Origin of the sequence: Variovorax sp. 350MFTsu5.1 (assembly GCF_048302515.1) — a bacterium.
GTDB lineage: Bacteria > Pseudomonadota > Gammaproteobacteria > Burkholderiales > Burkholderiaceae_C > Variovorax > Variovorax guangxiensis.
The window spans coordinates 2,887,411-2,903,081 of the sequence record NZ_CP157620.1 but is presented as its reverse complement, the minus strand read 5'-3'; the positions used below and the strand labels follow the sequence as shown (position 1 = coordinate 2,903,081).

General features: G+C 66.4%; 11 protein-coding genes. 6 read left to right on the top strand and 5 right to left on the bottom strand.

Annotated elements, in window-relative coordinates; genetic code table 11:
* Positions 1 to 30 precede the first annotated feature (30 nt).
* Both ABL843_RS13060 and ABL843_RS13055 read left to right on the top strand, forming a co-directional pair.
* Positions 31 to 1,653 (top strand): 4-hydroxyphenylacetate 3-hydroxylase family protein, encoded by a 1,623-nt coding sequence (locus tag ABL843_RS13060; RefSeq protein WP_418120143.1) that lies wholly within the window; start codon positions 31 to 33, stop codon positions 1,651 to 1,653.
* A gap of 10 nt (positions 1,654 to 1,663) precedes the next feature.
* On the top strand, positions 1,664 to 2,464 hold the full coding sequence (locus ABL843_RS13055) for an alpha/beta hydrolase (RefSeq protein WP_369658473.1): 801 nt from the start codon (positions 1,664 to 1,666) through the stop codon (positions 2,462 to 2,464).
* Position 2,465: 1 nt separating this feature from the next.
* On the opposite strand, the gene ABL843_RS13050 is transcribed toward ABL843_RS13055, so the two are convergent.
* Positions 2,466 to 3,596 carry a PQQ-dependent sugar dehydrogenase gene (locus ABL843_RS13050; RefSeq protein WP_418120142.1) on the bottom strand — a complete coding sequence of 377 codons (1,131 nt, stop codon included), beginning with the start codon at positions 3,594 to 3,596 and terminating at the stop codon, positions 2,466 to 2,468.
* Between the two features lie 241 nt (positions 3,597 to 3,837).
* Here ABL843_RS13050 and ABL843_RS13045 point away from each other — a divergent pair, with 241 nt between their 5' ends.
* Positions 3,838 to 4,413 carry a C40 family peptidase gene (locus ABL843_RS13045; protein ID WP_126018778.1) on the top strand — a complete coding sequence of 192 codons (576 nt, stop codon included), beginning with the start codon at positions 3,838 to 3,840 and terminating at the stop codon, positions 4,411 to 4,413.
* 92 nt (positions 4,414 to 4,505) lie between these two features.
* On the opposite strand, the gene lpdA is transcribed toward ABL843_RS13045, so the two are convergent.
* The 4 genes from lpdA to aceE are packed head-to-tail and all read right to left on the bottom strand — an operon-like array spanning position 4,506 to position 11,364.
* Entirely contained in the window at positions 4,506 to 6,332 is a 1,827-nt protein-coding gene (gene lpdA, locus ABL843_RS13040; protein WP_418120141.1) for a dihydrolipoyl dehydrogenase, read from the bottom strand.
* Positions 6,329 to 6,922, bottom strand: a complete 594-nt coding sequence (locus tag ABL843_RS13035; RefSeq protein ID WP_418120140.1) for an MFS transporter — start codon at positions 6,920 to 6,922, stop codon at positions 6,329 to 6,331. Before ABL843_RS13035 ends, lpdA begins: the two co-directional genes overlap by 4 nt.
* Positions 6,919 to 8,592 (bottom strand): dihydrolipoyllysine-residue acetyltransferase, encoded by a 1,674-nt coding sequence (gene aceF / locus ABL843_RS13030; protein ID WP_418120139.1) that lies wholly within the window; start codon positions 8,590 to 8,592, stop codon positions 6,919 to 6,921. The genes ABL843_RS13035 and aceF overlap by 4 nt, the downstream gene beginning before the upstream one ends.
* A gap of 57 nt (positions 8,593 to 8,649) precedes the next feature.
* Entirely contained in the window at positions 8,650 to 11,364 is a 2,715-nt protein-coding gene (gene aceE, locus ABL843_RS13025; RefSeq protein WP_418120138.1) for a pyruvate dehydrogenase (acetyl-transferring), homodimeric type, read from the bottom strand.
* A 197-nt stretch (positions 11,365 to 11,561) separates the two neighbouring features.
* Between aceE and ABL843_RS13020 the strand changes: the two genes are divergently transcribed.
* From ABL843_RS13020 to folD, 3 genes are all read left to right on the top strand, one after another.
* On the top strand, positions 11,562 to 14,102 hold the full coding sequence (locus tag ABL843_RS13020) for a PAS domain S-box protein (protein WP_126018766.1): 2,541 nt from the start codon (positions 11,562 to 11,564) through the stop codon (positions 14,100 to 14,102).
* The gene (locus ABL843_RS13015; RefSeq protein WP_012747279.1) at positions 14,099 to 14,731 is read left to right on the top strand and encodes a response regulator transcription factor; all 633 of its coding nucleotides are present in this window, start codon (positions 14,099 to 14,101) and stop codon (positions 14,729 to 14,731) included. The genes ABL843_RS13020 and ABL843_RS13015 overlap by 4 nt, the downstream gene beginning before the upstream one ends.
* Before the next feature lie 79 nt (positions 14,732 to 14,810).
* On the top strand, positions 14,811 to 15,662 hold the full coding sequence (gene folD / locus ABL843_RS13010; RefSeq protein ID WP_418120137.1) for a bifunctional methylenetetrahydrofolate dehydrogenase/methenyltetrahydrofolate cyclohydrolase FolD: 852 nt from the start codon (positions 14,811 to 14,813) through the stop codon (positions 15,660 to 15,662).
* Positions 15,663 to 15,671: the final 9 nt, after the last annotated feature.

Genomic DNA, 15,671 nt, shown 5'->3' with positions numbered 1-15,671 from the left:
TAAAACCCACCCGATCAGGAGACAGACACGATGAACGCCCCGCTCCCCGGCACCTCCCTCATGTCCGGCGCCGACTACCGCGAATCGCTGCGCCGCTACAAGCCCACCGTGTTCGTCGACGGCCGCCGCGTCGACAGCGTGGCCGACGAAGCCGCCTTCCAGCCCGGCATCAATGCCATCGCCCTCACCTACGACTACGCCCTCAGGAGCGAGCACGAGCCGCTGATGACCGCCGTGCAGCACACCAGCGGCAAGCGGGTCAACCGGCTGTCCCACATCAACAAGAGCGCGGGCGACCTGCTCAACAAGCTCGAAGCCGTGCGGCTGGTCTGCCAGGAAACAGGCTGCGCCCAGCGCTACCTGACGCACGACGCGCTCAACGCCATCGCCCAGGTATCGGCCCGCATCGACGACGCGCGTGGCAGCACCGAACACACCGCGCGCTTCCACGAGTACCTCCACCGCGTGCAGGACCAGGACCTGACCCTGGGCGTGGCCATGACCGATGCCAAGGGCGACCGCAGCCGCCGGCCGCACGAGCAGGCGAACGTCGACAGCTACCTGCACGTGGTGGAGCGCAACGCGCGCGGCATCGTCATCTCGGGCACCAAGGCCATCGTGACCGGCGCGCCTTACGTGCACGAGTTGCTGGTCATGCCCTGCCGCAACATGGGCAAGGAAGACGCCGACTTCGCCGTCTGCTGCGCCGTGCCGCTGGATGCGCCCGGCCTCACCATCGTCGCGCGGCCGGCGGGCCGGCCCGGCGAGAAACTGGAGCACGGCGACGCCCTCTTCAGCCGCAAGTACGGCCAGAGCACCGGCGTGTGCATGTTCGACCGCGTCTTCGTGCCCTGGGAGCGCGTGTTCTACGCGGGCGAGTGGGAGCATTCCGGCCACCTTACCTACAGCTACGCCACGCACCACCGCCACAGCTGCATCGGCGCGCGCGCCGGCTTCGGCGACCTGCTGATCGGCGCGGGGGCGCTGATGTGCGAGGCCAACGGCTTCGACCCGGGCAAGGAAAGCCACCTGCGTGAGCAGATGGTGGAGCTCATCACCATCACCGAGAGCTTCTTCGCCTGCGGCGTGGCGGCCAGCGTCTATGGCAAGGCCGATGAGCACTGCGAAGTGTTCATGCCCGACCCGGTGTTCAGCAACATCGGCAAGCTGCTGCTGGCCACGAAGATCTACGACATGCACCGCATTGCGCACTACGTGAGCGGCGGCCTGATCGTCACCCTGCCCGGCCCTGACGAAGACCACAACCCCGAGACCGCGGCCCGCCTGTCCGACGTGCTGCGCGCCAACCCGGCCATTCCCTACGAGCAGCGCATCGAGACCGCCCGCTTCATCGAGGACCTGACGGCCGGCTACCAGGGCGGCTGGTACAGCGTGATCAGCCTGCACGGCGGCGGCTCGCCCGCGGCGATGAAGCAGGAGATCTGGCGCAACTACCCGGTCGGCTCCAAGGTCGAGCTGGTCGAACGCATCCTGGAGCGCGGCATCGCGGCCGACGGCTCGCCCGCCGCCGCGCCGCACGACCCGGCCCGCGCGATCACCCGCAACCGCCAGCCCGGCAAGTGCTGCGACACCGGCTGCACCGCGCCCGGCCAGGCCGTGATGGTCGAGCTGCCCCTCTCGCGGCGCGCCTAGACTCCGGCGGATGAAGAAGCTCTTCTCGAAACGGTTCTGCCTCGCCGCGCTGGGAATCGGCGCCGCCCTCCTCGTCACGGCCTGCGGTGCGGTGCGCAAGACCACGGTGCCGATGGCGACCTCGCTCGAAAAGAGCAGTTGCGCGCGCGGGAAGGTCGACACGCTGCTGGTCATGCTGCCGGGCGCCTATTCGACGCCAGACGAGTTCGAGCGCGAGGGCTTCGTCCGCGCGGTCGCCGAAAACCGCATCGCGGCGGACGTGATGCTGGTCGACGCCCATCTCGGCTACTTCAACGACAAGACCATCCTCGACCGCCTGGACGCCGACGTGGTGGCGCCCGCGCGCAGCCAGGGCTACCACCACATCTGGTTCGTCGGCATTTCCCTCGGCGGCTTCGGCGGCATGCTCTATGCGCAGACGCACCCCGGCGATCTTGCAGGGCTGGTGACGCTGGCCCCCTACCTCGGCGAGCGCGCGCTCGGCACGGACATCGCCAACGCCGGCGGGCTCGCCAAATGGAAGGGGCCGCTGACCGACCCGGCCGCCGAGCCTCCCCGGACACCCAACGAAACGCAGCTCTGGCAATGGCTGCGCGGCTATGCGGGCTTCACGGACACGGCGGGCGCACGGCCGCCGCTATATCTGGGCTATGGCGTGGACGACCGCTTCGCCTTCAGCAACCGGCTGCTGGCGGGCGTGCTGCCGCCCGAACGCGTCTTCACGACCGAAGGCGGCCACGACTGGCCCGAGTGGAACCGGCTCTGGCGCCGGATGCTGCCGACATTGCCGCTGCCAGGCTGCCCCGGCTGAATCAGTTCGGCCGCAGGCGCAGCAGCTTGCCGTCGGCCTCGTCGGTCAGCACGTAGAGGAGTCCGTCCGGCCCCTGCTTCACGTCGCGGATGCGGGCCCGGCCTTCCGCCAGCAGCTTCTGCTCGGCCGCCACCTTGCCGCCCTTGAGTTCGATGCGATCCAGGTAGCCGAACTTCAGCGAACCCACGAACAGGCTGCCCTTCCAGGCCGCGCCGTAGCGGTCGCTGGTCAGGAAGGCCATGCCCGACGGAGCGATCGACGGCACCCAGTAGTGCAGCGGCTGCTCCATGCCCTCCTTGGCCGTGATGCCGTCGCCGATCTTTCCGCCGCCGTAGTTCTCGCCGTAGGTGATCACGGGCCAGCCGTAGTTGCGGCCGGCCTGCGGAATGTTGACTTCGTCGCCGCCTTGCGGGCCGTGCTCCGTCATCCAGAGGCGGCCGTCGGGCGCGAGCGTTGCGCCCTGCCCGTTTCGGTGGCCGTAGCTCCAGATCTCGGGCAGCGCGCCTGCCTTGCCGACAAAGGGGTTGTCTTTGGGCACCGAGCCATCCTTGCCGATGCGCACGATCTTGCCGAGGTGGTTGTCGAGCTTCTGCGCGTCTTCCTTGCGGCTGAAGCGGTCGCCGAGCGTGAGAAAGAGCGTTCCGTCGCGCGCCTCGACGATGCGGCAGCCGAAGTGGGCGCGGCTCGCCACCTTGGGCTGCTGGCTGAAGATGATCTTCAGCTCCTCCAGCCTCGTGCCGTCGGCCGACAGGTTGGCGCGCGCCAGCGCCGTGCTGTTGGCAGAGCCGCCGGCATCCGGTTCGGAGAAGCAGAAATACAGCGTGCGGTTCCTTTCGAAGCCGGAGTCGGCGAGCACGTCGAGCAAACCGCCCTGCCCGCCCGCCGCGATGGGCGGCAGGCCTGCGATGGGTGCAACGATCTTGCCGTCGGCACCGACCAGCCGCATGCGGCCCGGCCGCTCGGTCACCACGAAACGGCCGCCCGAAAGGAAGGTGACGCCCCACGGGTTTTCGAGCCCTGTCGCCACGGTTTCGGGTCGCGGCTGCGCGGCGGCGAGTCCGCAGAACCCGATTACTGTGACAAATGCCCAACGACAAAGGGATGAGGGAAGAGGCAAGCGCGGCAAGTTCATGGCTTTTCCGTGAAGTTGAGGCGATCTTGACGAGAAATAGCGACCAAATCCAGCGTGAGCACCGATCCACCCGAGGTTCGAAGGCCTTTCGGCCGTCAACCGTTTATGGACCATAAACGTTCGCCGTTACATTTTTTCTTTGACCGGATCGGAATTTTCTATGTAAATCAATGACTTACAGAGGGATCCGCTAATTCTGTTTAAATTGACATAACCGCGCGTCATCAATATCCTACGCGCCATGCGTTTTTTCGTCCTACCCGCATCCCTCCTCTTTGCCGTTGCAGTCCATGCAGCCCCCCAACAGGAAAAAACCGATGACGAGCTGGCACGAATGCTTGCCGACAAAGGCCTGATCGGACAACTCAAGCAGGTTCGTCAAACCGTCACGGAACGCACCTCCGATCTGGTCGTCACCGCCATCGGATTTCTCGGCGTCCCCTACCGTCGTGGCGGCAACACCGCCGAATCGGGTTTCGACTGCAGCGGCTTCGTCCGTGCCATGTACAACGAGACGGTCGGCCACATGCTCCCCCGCCGCGCCGAAGAGCAGGCCGCAGCCACCGAGAAGATCGACCGCAGCCAACTCAAGCCCGGCGACCTCGTGTTCTTCAACACCATGCGGCGCGCCTTCAGCCATGTCGGCATCTACGTCGGTGAAGGCAAGTTCATCCATTCCCCCCGCTCGGGCGCCCAGGTTCGTGTCGAAGACATGAACGGCAGCTACTGGCAGCGCCGCTTCGACGGCGCGCGCCGCGTGATGGGCGGATCGGCGGACGAAGTGAAGGCTGCGGCCGTCGCGAACACCGGCAACTGAGCCTCGCTTCCCGATCAAGGACGAAAAAAATCCCGCCTAGGCGGGATTTTTTATGGGCGCCCGATCGATCGACGGGCGCTCTTTTCGGCTTCTCAGCCCTTCTTCTGCGGCGGCAGGTCCGTGCAGGTGCCGTGCGCCACTTCCGCCGCCATGCCGATGCTTTCGCCCAGCGTCGGGTGCGGATGGATGGTCTTGCCGATGTCGATTTCGTCCGCGCCCATCTCGATGGCCAGCGCAATCTCGCCCAGCATGTCGCCGGCATGCGTGCCCACGATGCCGCCACCCAGGATGCGGTGTGTCTCGGCGTCGAACAGCAGCTTGGTGAAGCCTTCGTCGCGGCCGTTGGCGATGGCGCGGCCCGAAGCCGTCCACGGGAAATGGCCCTTCTTGACCTTGATGCCTTCGGCCTTCGCCTGGTCTTCGGTCAGGCCGACCCACGCCACTTCGGGGTCGGTGTAGGCCACGCTCGGGATCACGCGGGCGTTGAAGGCCGCGCTCGAAAGCTCCTTGTCGCCCTTGAGTTCGCCGGCGATGACTTCGGCCGCCACGTGGGCCTCGTGCACCGCCTTGTGCGCCAGCATGGGCTGGCCCACGATGTCGCCGATGGCGAAGATGTGCGGGACGTTGGTGCGCATCTGGATGTCGACCGGGATGAAGCCGCGGTCGCTCACCGTCACGCCGGCCTTCTCGGCGCCGATCTTCTTGCCGTTGGGGCTGCGACCCACGGCCTGAAGCACCAGGTCGTACACCTGCGGCTCCTTCGGAGCGTTCTCGCCCTCGAAGGTGACCTTGATGCCTTCCTTCGTGGCCTCGGCGCCGACCGTCTTGGTCTTGAGCATGATGTTGTCGAAGCGCGGCGCGTTCATCTTCTGCCAGACCTTCACCAGGTCGCGATCCGCGCCCTGCATCAGGCCGTCGAGCATTTCGACCACGTCCAGGCGCGCGCCCAGCGTGGAATACACCGTGCCCATTTCGAGGCCGATGATGCCGCCGCCCAGGATCAGCATGCGCTTGGGGTCGGTGCCCATTTCCAGCGCACCGGTCGAGTCGACCACGCGCGGGTCCTTCGGCATGAAGGGCAGGCTCACGGCCTGCGAGCCGGCCGCGATGATCGCGCTGCGGAACTTGACGGTCTGCTTGCTGCCGGTGGTGTCCCAACTGGTGCCGGAGGTTTCCTCGACCTCGATGTGGTGCGGGTCGATGAAGTTGCCGACGCCGCGCAGCACCGTCACCTTGCGCATCTTGGCCATGGCGGTGAGGCCGCTGGTGAGCTTGCCCACCACCTTGTTCTTGTGGCCGAGCAGCTTGGCGCGGTCGACCGTGGGCGCGCCGAAGCTCACGCCGAGGTCGGCGAAGTGCTTGACCTCGTCCATGACCGAAGCCACGTGCAGCAGCGCCTTCGACGGGATGCAGCCGACGTTCAGGCACACGCCGCCGAGGGTGGCGTAGCGCTCGATCAGCACGACCTTCAGGCCGAGGTCGGCGGCACGGAAGGCGGCCGAGTAGCCGCCGGGGCCGGCGCCGAGCACGATCACGTCGCACTCGACGTCGACCTTGCCGCCGTAGCTGGACACAGCCACGGCCGGCGCGGCAGGGGCCGGTGCGGGTGCTGCAGCCTTCGCCGCGGGAGCGGCAGCAGCCGGGGCAGGCGCAGCCGCGGCGGGCGCGGGTGCCGCGGCACCGTCGACTTCCAGCGTCAGCACCACCGAACCTTCGCTGACCTTGTCGCCCACCTTCACCGCGAGTGCCTTCACCACGCCGGCGGCGGACGACGGAATCTCCATCGAGGCCTTGTCCGATTCGACCGTGATCAGCGACTGCTCGGCCTTGACCGTGTCTCCGACGTTGACCAGCACCTCGATGACCGCGACTTCGTCGAAGTCGCCGATGTCGGGCACCTTGATTTGTTGTTCGCTCATTTGGACACTTTCAGTTTGAGTGTGAGAACGTCGACCGGTGGGGCCGAATTGCGATCGAATTCGCAGGCGGCGGCGATCCCCGCTTCCGCCACGTCGCGCGAATTGCGCGACTTGATGTCATAGGCCGCGTGCATGGCGCCGAGCGCAAAGCTGCGTCCCGAGCCGATGGCCCAGAACTCCTTGAACTCGAACACCTCGCGGTAGCTGTAGATGCCGTAGATGCCGCTGTGGTTGGCCATCAGCATCGTGAACTGGCTCGACTCGTAGGGCTCGTGGTCGTCTTCCTTGGTCTGCATGAAGAACGAGTCCTTGAGCACCGGATGCAGCATCGTGAAGGTGCGGAAGATCTCGTGCTTGCTGCCGAACAACAGCTGCTCGCGCGGCTGCGCGGCCAGCGCGTGCTGCAGCACCAGGAAGTGCGCGGCGGCGCCGGCCAGGGCGAACAGGCTGGTGCCCGCCGCGTCCTCGACGGTGAAGATCTTCTGGTTCGTCTCGGCGCGGTGCGAGAGCCGCGTGTCGCCGAAGGTCACCAGAGAGTCCGCTGCCATCGTGACCTGGCCGCCCTTGCGGACGGCCACTACCGTGGTCATAGGAGGATTCGACGGTAGTCCGCGAGCACCTGGCCCAGGTAGGCGTTGAAACGCGCAGCCAGGGCGCCGTCGATCACGCGGTGGTCGTACGACAGCGACAGCGGCAGCGTCAGGCGCGGCACGAACTGCTTGCCGTCCCACACCGGCTTCATCGCGCTCTTCGAGAGGCCGAGGATGGCCACCTCGGGCGCGTTGATGATCGGCGTGAAGTGCGTGCCGCCGATGCCGCCGAGCGAGCTGATCGAGAAGCAGCCGCCCTGCATGTCGGCCGAGCCGAGCTTGCCGTCGCGCGCCTTCTTGGCGAGCTCGCCCATCTCGGCGCTGATCTGCAGGATGCCCTTCTTGTCGGCGTCCTTCAGCACGGGCACCACCAGGCCGTTGGGCGTGTCGGCCGCGAAGCCGATGTGGTAGTACTGCTTGTAGACGAGCTGGTCGCCGTCCAGGCTGGTGTTGAACTCGGGGAATTTCTTCAGGGCCGCGACCACCGCCTTGATGACGAAGGCCAGCATGGTCACCTTCACGCCCGACTTCTCGTTCTCCTTGTTGGTGGAGACGCGGAAGGCTTCGAGCTCGGTGATGTCGGCCTCGTCATTGTTGGTGACGTGCGGGATCATCACCCAGTTGCGGTGCAGGTTCGCGCCGCTGAGCTTCTTGATGCGCGACAGCTCCTTGCGCTCGACCGTGCCGAACTTGGTGAAGTCGACCTTGGGCCACGGGATGAGGCCCAGCGCCGCGCCGTCGCCACCGCCGCCACCGGCCGGCGCCTTGGCCGCCGAGGCCTTGGTGCTGGCCTGGCCGCTCATCACGGCCTTGGTGAAGTTCTGGATGTCTTCCTGCGTGATGCGGCCCTTGGGACCGGAGCCCTTGACCTCCTCGAGCGGCACGCCAAGCTCGCGGGCGAACTTGCGCACCGAGGGAGAGGCATGCGGCAGGTTGCCGCTGGGAGCGGCCGTCGGGTTGTGGGCCGGGGCTGCTGCTGCGGGCGCCGGTGACGGGGCTGCCGGGGCGGGAGCGCTCGCCGTGGCGGCTGCAGGAGCTGCGGCTGCCGCTGCCTGCGCAGGCGCCGGTGCGGCCGCACCGGCCGCGCCTTCGAGCACGGCGATCAGGTCGCCGATGTTGACCGTGTCGCCGACCTTGACCTTGAGTTCCTTGAGCACGCCGGCGGCCGACGATGGGATCTCCATCGAGGCCTTGTCCGACTCGACCGTGATCAGCGACTGCTCGGCCTTGATCGTGTCGCCCGGCTTCACCAGCACTTCGATGACGGCGACGTCCTTGAAGTCGCCGATGTCGGGCACCTTGACCTCGACCGGGCCCGAAGCCGCCGGAGCTGCAGCAGGGGCCGGTGCGGGCGCAGCCGCGGCCGGCGCAGGCGCGGCGGCCGCGGGAGCCGCTGCAGGCGCAGGGGCCGGAGCCGCCGCGGCACCCGCTCCCTCGGCTTCGAGCACGAGGACCACCGAGCCCTCTTTCACCTTGCTGCCGACTTCGACCTTCAGTTCCTTGACCACACCGGCGGCCGACGACGGGATCTCCATCGACGCCTTGTCCGATTCGACCGTGATGAGCGACTGCTCGGCCTTCACCGTGTCGCCCACCTTCACGAGCACCTCGATCACCGCGACTTCATCGAAATCGCCGATGTCCGGCACCTTCACTTCCACTGCTGCCATATCGTTGTCTCCCGCCGTCAGGCGCCGTTCGTTCGTTGATTGGTTGTTGATTGGGGATCAGGCGTAGAGCGGGTTGACCTTGTCGACATTGATGCCGTACTTCTTGATCGCTTCCACCACCTTGGCCACCGGCACGGTGCCATCTTCGCTCAGCGCCTTGAGCGCCGCCACCACGATGTAGTGGCGGTTGACCTCGAAGTGCTCGCGCAGCTTGCTGCGGAAGTCGCTGCGGCCGAAGCCGTCGGTGCCCAGCACCTTGTAGTTGCGGCCCTTCGGGATGAAGGGGCGGATCTGCTCGGCATAGGCCTTCATGTAGTCGGTCGATGCGACCACCGGGCCGGTGGTGGCGCCGAGCTGCTCGGCCACGAAGGGCACGCGCGGAGTCTGGTCGGGGTGCAGCAGGTTCCAGCGGTCGGCGTCCTGGCCGTCGCGGGTGAGTTCGTTGAAGCTCGGGCAGCTCCACACCGAAGCCGACACGCCCCAGTCCTTCTCGAGCAGTTCCTGCGCGGCAAAGCTCTCGCGCAGGATCGTGCCGCTGCCCAGCAGTTGCACCGTGGGTGCCTTGGCCTTCAGCGTGGGGCCCTGCTTCGACAGGTACATGCCCTTGATGATCTGCTCTTCGGTGCCGGGCTGGAGGCCGGGCATCGCGTAGTTCTCGTTGAGCAGCGTGAGGTAGTAGTAGACGTTGTCCTGCTTCTCGACCATGCGCTTGAGGCCATGGTGCAGGATCACGCCGACTTCATGCGCGAAGGTCGGGTCGTAGCTCACGCAGTTCGGGATGGTGTTGGCCAGGATGTGGCTGTGGCCGTCTTCGTGCTGCAGGCCTTCGCCGTTCAGCGTGGTGCGCCCCGAGGTGCCGCCCAGCAGGAAGCCGCGCGCCTGCATGTCGCCGGCAGCCCATGCCAGGTCGCCGATGCGCTGGAAGCCGAACATCGAGTAGTACACGTAGAACGGCACCATGATGCGGTTGTTCGTGCTGTACGAGGTGGCGGCAGCGATCCAGCTCGACATGCCGCCGGCTTCGTTGATGCCTTCCTGCAGGATCTGGCCGGCCTTGTCTTCCTTGTAGTACATGACTTGGTCCTTGTCGACCGGGGTGTACTGCTGACCGTGCGGGTTGTAGATGCCGACCTGGCGGAACAGGCCTTCCATGCCGAAGGTGCGGGCCTCGTCGACCAGGATGGGCACGACGCGCGGGCCGAGCGCCTTGTCGCGCAGCAGCTGCGTGAGGAAGCGCACGTAGGCCTGCGTGGTCGAGATCTCGCGGCCTTCGGCCGTGGGTTCGAGCACCGCCTTGAAGGTGTCGAGCGCGGGCACGGTGAAGCTCTCGTCGCTCTTCACGCGGCGGTGCGGCAGGTAGCCGCCCAGGGCCTTGCGGCGCTCGTGCAGGTACTTCATTTCCGGCGTGTCGTCGGCCGGCTTGTAGAACGGCAGCTCGGCGATCTGGCTGTCGGGAATCGGGATGTTGAAGCGGTCGCGGAAGGCCTTGATGTCCTCATCGCCGAGCTTCTTGGTCTGGTGGACCGTGTTCTTGCCCTCGCCGATCTTGCCCATGCCGAAGCCCTTGACGGTCTTCACGAGCAGCACGGTGGGCTGGCCCTTGTGGTTCTGGGCGGCGTGGAAGGCGGCATACACCTTCTGCGAATCGTGGCCGCCGCGCTGCAGGTTCCAGATCTCGTCGTCGGTCATGTGCTCGACCATCTTCAGCGTGCGCGGATCGCGGCCGAAGAAGTTCTTGCGGACGTAGGCGCCGTCGTTGGCCTTGAACGACTGGTAGTCGCCGTCGTTGCACTCCATCATGATCTTGCGCAGCGCGCCGTCGTGGTCCTTCTCGAGCAGGGCGTCCCAGCCCTTGCCCCAGACCAGCTTGACGACGTTCCAGTTGGCGCCGCGGAACTCGCCTTCGAGCTCCTGGATGATCTTGCCGTTGCCGCGCACCGGGCCGTCCAGGCGCTGCAGGTTGCAGTTGATGACGAAGATCAGGTTGTCGAGGTTCTCGCGCGCAGCCAGGCCGATGGCGCCCAGCGATTCGACCTCGTCCATTTCACCGTCGCCGCAGAAGACCCAGACCTTGCGGTTCTCGGTGTTGGCGATGCCGCGTGCGTGCAGGTACTTGAGGAAGCGCGCCTGGTAGATGGCCATCAGCGGGCCCAGGCCCATCGACACGGTGGGGAACTGCCAGAACTCCGGCATCAGCTTGGGGTGGGGGTAGCTGGAGAGGCCCTTGCCGTCGACTTCCTGGCGGAAGTTCAGCAGCTGCTCTTCGGAAAGGCGGCCTTCGAGATAGGCGCGGGCATAGATGCCTGGAGAAACGTGGCCCTGGATGTAGAGCAGGTCGCCGCCGTGGTTCTCGCTCTCGGCGTGCCAGAAGTGGTTGAAGCCGGCTCCGAACATGCTGGCCAGCGAAGCGAAGGAGCCGATGTGGCCGCCCAGGTCGCCGCCTTCTGCCGGATGGTGGCGGTTGGCCTTGACCACCATGGCCATCGCGTTCCAGCGCATGTAGGCGCGCAGGCGCTGTTCGATCTCGAGGTTGCCGGGGCTTCGGGCTTCCTGCGAGGGTTCGATGGTGTTGACGTAGCCGGTGTTGGCCGAGAACGGCATGTCGACCGTGTTCTGGCGGGCATGTTCGAGCAGCTGCTCGAGAAGGAAGTGAGCCCGCTCAGGCCCCTCGCTCTGGATGACGGAAGACAGTGCATCCATCCATTCACGGGTCTCCTGGGCGTCCGCGTCGTTAGCGGCCGAGCCGAACAGGTTCTCGGGATTTGCCGACATGCTTGTGTCTCCTTTTAGGGCTGTGGCAGTAATTTAAGTGCGCTGTGCAGCGAACGCGGCGGAGTTTCTCATAGAAACATCGCAATTTCAAATAGTGCTCATTGATTTTTCAATGTGAAATTCGAAAGAAATCAGAGCAGGAACGGATGTCCGCACGGGACATGGCAAGCCGAGGGGGCAAGCCTAGAATCCGCCCCATGCCTCTCTCCTCCCCGCTGGCGGTTGCCCGCAGTGCCGTGAACGCCTCGCCGCTGTCCTGGTGGCGCAGGTGGTGGCGACGCCAGACACCGGTGCTGCAGGACGCGGTCGCGATGCTCGCGCCGATGGCCGCCGTGCTGCTGTTCCTTGCCGCCATCGTTTCCGCCTTCTGGTACCTGCGCACCGAGGAGGTCGAGCGCGAGCAGGAGTCGGTGCGCCGCGACGTCGAGTACGCGCAGCAGCGCATGCGCCTGCGGCTGCTCGAGCGCCAGGAACAGCTGATGCGCATCGCGCGCGACGCCTCCAACCGCGAGATCGACCCGATCGAATTCACCAGCCGCGCCGAGTCGCTGGTGAGCCAGTTCCCAGAGCTGCAGACCATCACCTGGATCGACGACCGCCGCCGCTTCAAGGCAGGCTACGCGGCGCCCAGCGTGCACCCGGCGCAGCAGCACCTGATCGGCGACGTGCTGCGCCCTGGCGACATCGAGAGCAACTATGCGCTGGCCCGCGAACTGCGCCAGCCCGTCTTCTCGCAGCCCGTGGCCGGCGGAGACCCGCCGGCGATGCTGCAGTTGCACATTCCCCTTTTCGACCAGGGCCTGTTCGCCGGCGTGGTGCTGGGCGAGTTCTCGGTCGACGGCCTGCTGCGCTACGGCATGCCGTCCGAGGTGCAGGCGCGCTACGCGGTGTCGCTGCTCGACGCCAAGGGGCATGTGATCGCCGGCAACACCGCCAACCTGAAGGAAAGCGGCACGCGCCTGCTGCCCTGGTCGGAGCGCACCAACGAATATGAAGTGCCGGTGTCGCCCGTCGGCAATGCGCTGGTGCTGCGGGCTCAGGCCTACCGCACTTCGCAGGGCGTGGTCGGCAACGGGCTCTTCTGGCTGGTCTGCGCGCTGAGCGTGCTCACCAGCTGGATGCTGATCGGCACCTGGCGCCACACGCGTCGGCGGCTGCAGGCGCAGCAGCGGCTGGTGGCCGAGACCAACTTCCGCCGGGCGATGGAGAACTCCATGCTCACCGGCATGCGCGTGCTCGACCTGCAGGGCCGCATCACCTACGTCAACGCCGCCTTCTGCGCCATGACCGGCTGGAGCGAGGAAGAACTGGTCGGCCAGTCGCCGCCCTTCCCCTACTGGCTCGAATCAGACCGCGAGGTGATGAACGAGCGGCTCGAAGAAGAGCTGCATGGCCGCGCCCTGCCCGGCGGCTTCCAGGTGCGGGTGAAGCGCAAGAACGGCAGCGTGTTCAACGCGCGCCTCTATGTGTCGCCGCTGATCGACGCGCGCGGCCACCAGACCGGCTGGATGACGTCGATGACCGACATCACCGAGCCCACGCGCATCCGCGAGCAGCTCTCGGCCTCCTACGAGCGCTTCACCACCGTGCTGGAAGCGCTCGACGCGGCCGTGTCGGTGGCCCCCATCGGCAGCGAGGAACTGCTCTTTGCCAACAAGCTGTACCGGCTCTGGTTCGGTTCGGACACCGTGGGCCACCTGGGCATGGTCGCGCAGGCCGGCGTGCCGGCGTCGAACGCACACGACGAGGGCCTGGACGACGTCGACCCGTACGCCGGCCTGCCGATCGACACCCTCACCGCCGCACAGACCGCCAACAACGAGATCTTCGTGCCCCACCTCGGCAAGTGGCTCGAAGTGCGCTCGCGCTACCTGACCTGGGTGGACGGCCGCCTCGCGCAGCTGGTGATCGCCACCGACATCACGCCGCGCCGCGACGCCGAGGAGCAGGCCGCCGCGCAGGCCGACAAGGCCCAGGCCGCCAGCCGCCTCATCACCATGGGCGAGATGGCCTCCAGCGTGGCGCACGAGCTCAACCAGCCGCTGACCGCCATCACCAACTACTGCAACGGGATGATGTCGCGCATCAAGGGCCAGTCGATCGACAACGACGCCCTGCTCGCCGCGCTCGAGAAGACGTCGAAGCAGGCCCAGCGCGCGGGCCAGATCATCCAGCGCATCCGCTCCTTCGTGAAACGCAGCGAGCCCAACCGCACGCCGGCCGACGTGGCCACCATGGTGAGCGAGGCTGTCGAGCTCGCCGGCATCGAGCTGCGCCGGCGCAACGTGCGCCTTAACCACTACGTGGCGGCGCGGCTGCCGGTGGTGCGCGTCGACCCCATCCTCATCGAGCAAGTGATGGTCAACCTGCTCAAGAATGCCGCCGAATCCATCGACCTCGCCGACCGCCCGCTGGCGCGCCGCAGCGTGGAACTGCGCGTGCTGCCCAAGGTGATCGAGGGCCACAACGCCATCGAGTTCTCGGTGCAGGACACCGGCAAGGGCCTGGCCCCGGAAGTGATGGACCGGCTCTACGAAGCCTTCTTCTCCACCAAGCCCGAGGGCATGGGCATCGGGCTCAATTTGTGCCGCACCATCGTCGAGTCGCACCGCGGCCGGATGCAGGCGGAGAACATCTACAATGGCCCGGATGTGATCGGATGCCGTTTTTCCTTCTGGATTCCGGTGTTGGACGCTATCAGTTCCGTAGCTAGCGACGAGGCAAAGGTACCTGCATGAGTTTGATTCCGAAGAAGGGCACGGTCTATGTCGTCGACGACGACGAAGCCGTACGCGATTCGCTGCAATGGCTGCTCGAAGGCAAGGACTACAGAGTCCGCTGTTTCGATTCCGCCGAATCCTTTCTCTCCCGATACGACCCGCGCGAAGTCGCCTGTCTGATCGTCGACATCCGCATGGCGGGCATGACCGGCCTTGAACTGCAGGACCGGCTCATCGAGCGACGCTCCCCGCTGCCGATCGTGGTCATCACCGGCCACGGCGACGTGCCGATGGCCGTCGACAGCATGAAGAAGGGCGCGATGGATTTCATCCAGAAGCCCTTCAACGACGAGGAACTCGTCACGCTGGTCGAGCGCATGCTCGAACATGCGCGCGGCGCCTTCACGCAGCACCAGCAGTCGGCCAGCCGCGACGCGCTGCTGTCCAAGCTCACGGGCCGCGAGGCGCAGGTGCTCGAACGCATCGTCGCCGGCCGCCTGAACAAGCAGATCGCCGACGACCTGGGCATCAGCATCAAGACGGTCGAGGCGCATCGCGCCAACATCATGGAAAAGCTCAACGCCAACACCGTGGCCGATCTGCTCAAGATCGCGCTGGGGCAGGCGGCGCCAGCAGCCAAGGCCTAGAAACAGCTATCCGCCCGATAGCGACGAATGAACCCCACGCCTGCGAAAGCGGGCGTTTTTACTTGGAAAATCGAAACCGATGACCGCCCAACTGATCGACGGCAACGCCCTCGCCAAAACCATCCGCGCCGAGGTGTCCGGCCGCACCGCGGCGCTCAAGGCCCGTGGCGTGAACCCTGCCCTTTCCATCATCCTCGTGGGCGAGGACCCGGCCAGCCAGGTCTATACCAAGCACAAGGTCAACGACAGCGCGCAGACCGGCCTCGACGCCACGCTGGAGACCTACCCCGCCGACATGAGCGAGGCCGACCTGCTGGCCCGCATCCGCACGCTCAACGACGACCCGAAGGTGCATGGCATCCTGGTGCAGCTGCCCCTGCCCAAGCACATGGACAGCCAGAAAGTCATCGAGACCATCTCGCCCGCCAAGGACGTCGACGGCTTCCACGTCGCCAGCGCCGGCGCGTTGATGACCGGCGCTCCCGGTTTCTGGCCCTGCACGCCGCACGGCTGCATGAAGATGCTCGAATCGATCGGCTACGACCTGCGCGGCAAGCATGCGGTGGTCATCGGCCGCAGCAACATCGTCGGCAAGCCAATGGCCATGATGCTGCTCGCCAAGAGCGCCACCGTGACCATCTGCCACAGCGCCACCAAGGACCTGGGCGCCATCACGCGCCAGGCCGACGTGATCGTCGCCGCGGTGGGCAAGCTCGACCTGCTGAGCGCCGACATGGTGAAGCCTGGCGCGGTCGTCATCGACGTGGGCATGAACCGCCGGCCCGACGGCAAGCTCGCCGGCGACGTCGACTTCGACGGCGTGAAGGAAGTGGCCGGCTGGATCACGCCCGTGCCCGGCGGCGTCGGCCCGATGACGCGCGCCATGCTGCTAGTCAACACCCTTGAAGCGGCCGAGCGCGCCGCAACATGAGAACCACCC

Coding starts and splice junctions, on each gene's coding strand:
- ABL843_RS13060 (WP_418120143.1), top strand. CDS start 31: ATGAACGCCCCGCTCCCCGGCACCTCCCTCATGTCCGGCGCCGACTAC.
- ABL843_RS13055 (WP_369658473.1), top strand. CDS start 1,664: ATGAAGAAGCTCTTCTCGAAACGGTTCTGCCTCGCCGCGCTGGGAATC.
- ABL843_RS13050 (WP_418120142.1), bottom strand. CDS start 3,596: ATGAACTTGCCGCGCTTGCCTCTTCCCTCATCCCTTTGTCGTTGGGCA.
- ABL843_RS13045 (WP_126018778.1), top strand. CDS start 3,838: ATGCGTTTTTTCGTCCTACCCGCATCCCTCCTCTTTGCCGTTGCAGTC.
- lpdA (WP_418120141.1), bottom strand. CDS start 6,332: ATGAGCGAACAACAAATCAAGGTGCCCGACATCGGCGACTTCGACGAA.
- ABL843_RS13035 (WP_418120140.1), bottom strand. CDS start 6,922: ATGACCACGGTAGTGGCCGTCCGCAAGGGCGGCCAGGTCACGATGGCA.
- aceF (WP_418120139.1), bottom strand. CDS start 8,592: ATGGCAGCAGTGGAAGTGAAGGTGCCGGACATCGGCGATTTCGATGAA.
- aceE (WP_418120138.1), bottom strand. CDS start 11,364: ATGTCGGCAAATCCCGAGAACCTGTTCGGCTCGGCCGCTAACGACGCG.
- ABL843_RS13020 (WP_126018766.1), top strand. CDS start 11,562: ATGCCTCTCTCCTCCCCGCTGGCGGTTGCCCGCAGTGCCGTGAACGCC.
- ABL843_RS13015 (WP_012747279.1), top strand. CDS start 14,099: ATGAGTTTGATTCCGAAGAAGGGCACGGTCTATGTCGTCGACGACGAC.
- folD (WP_418120137.1), top strand. CDS start 14,811: ATGACCGCCCAACTGATCGACGGCAACGCCCTCGCCAAAACCATCCGC.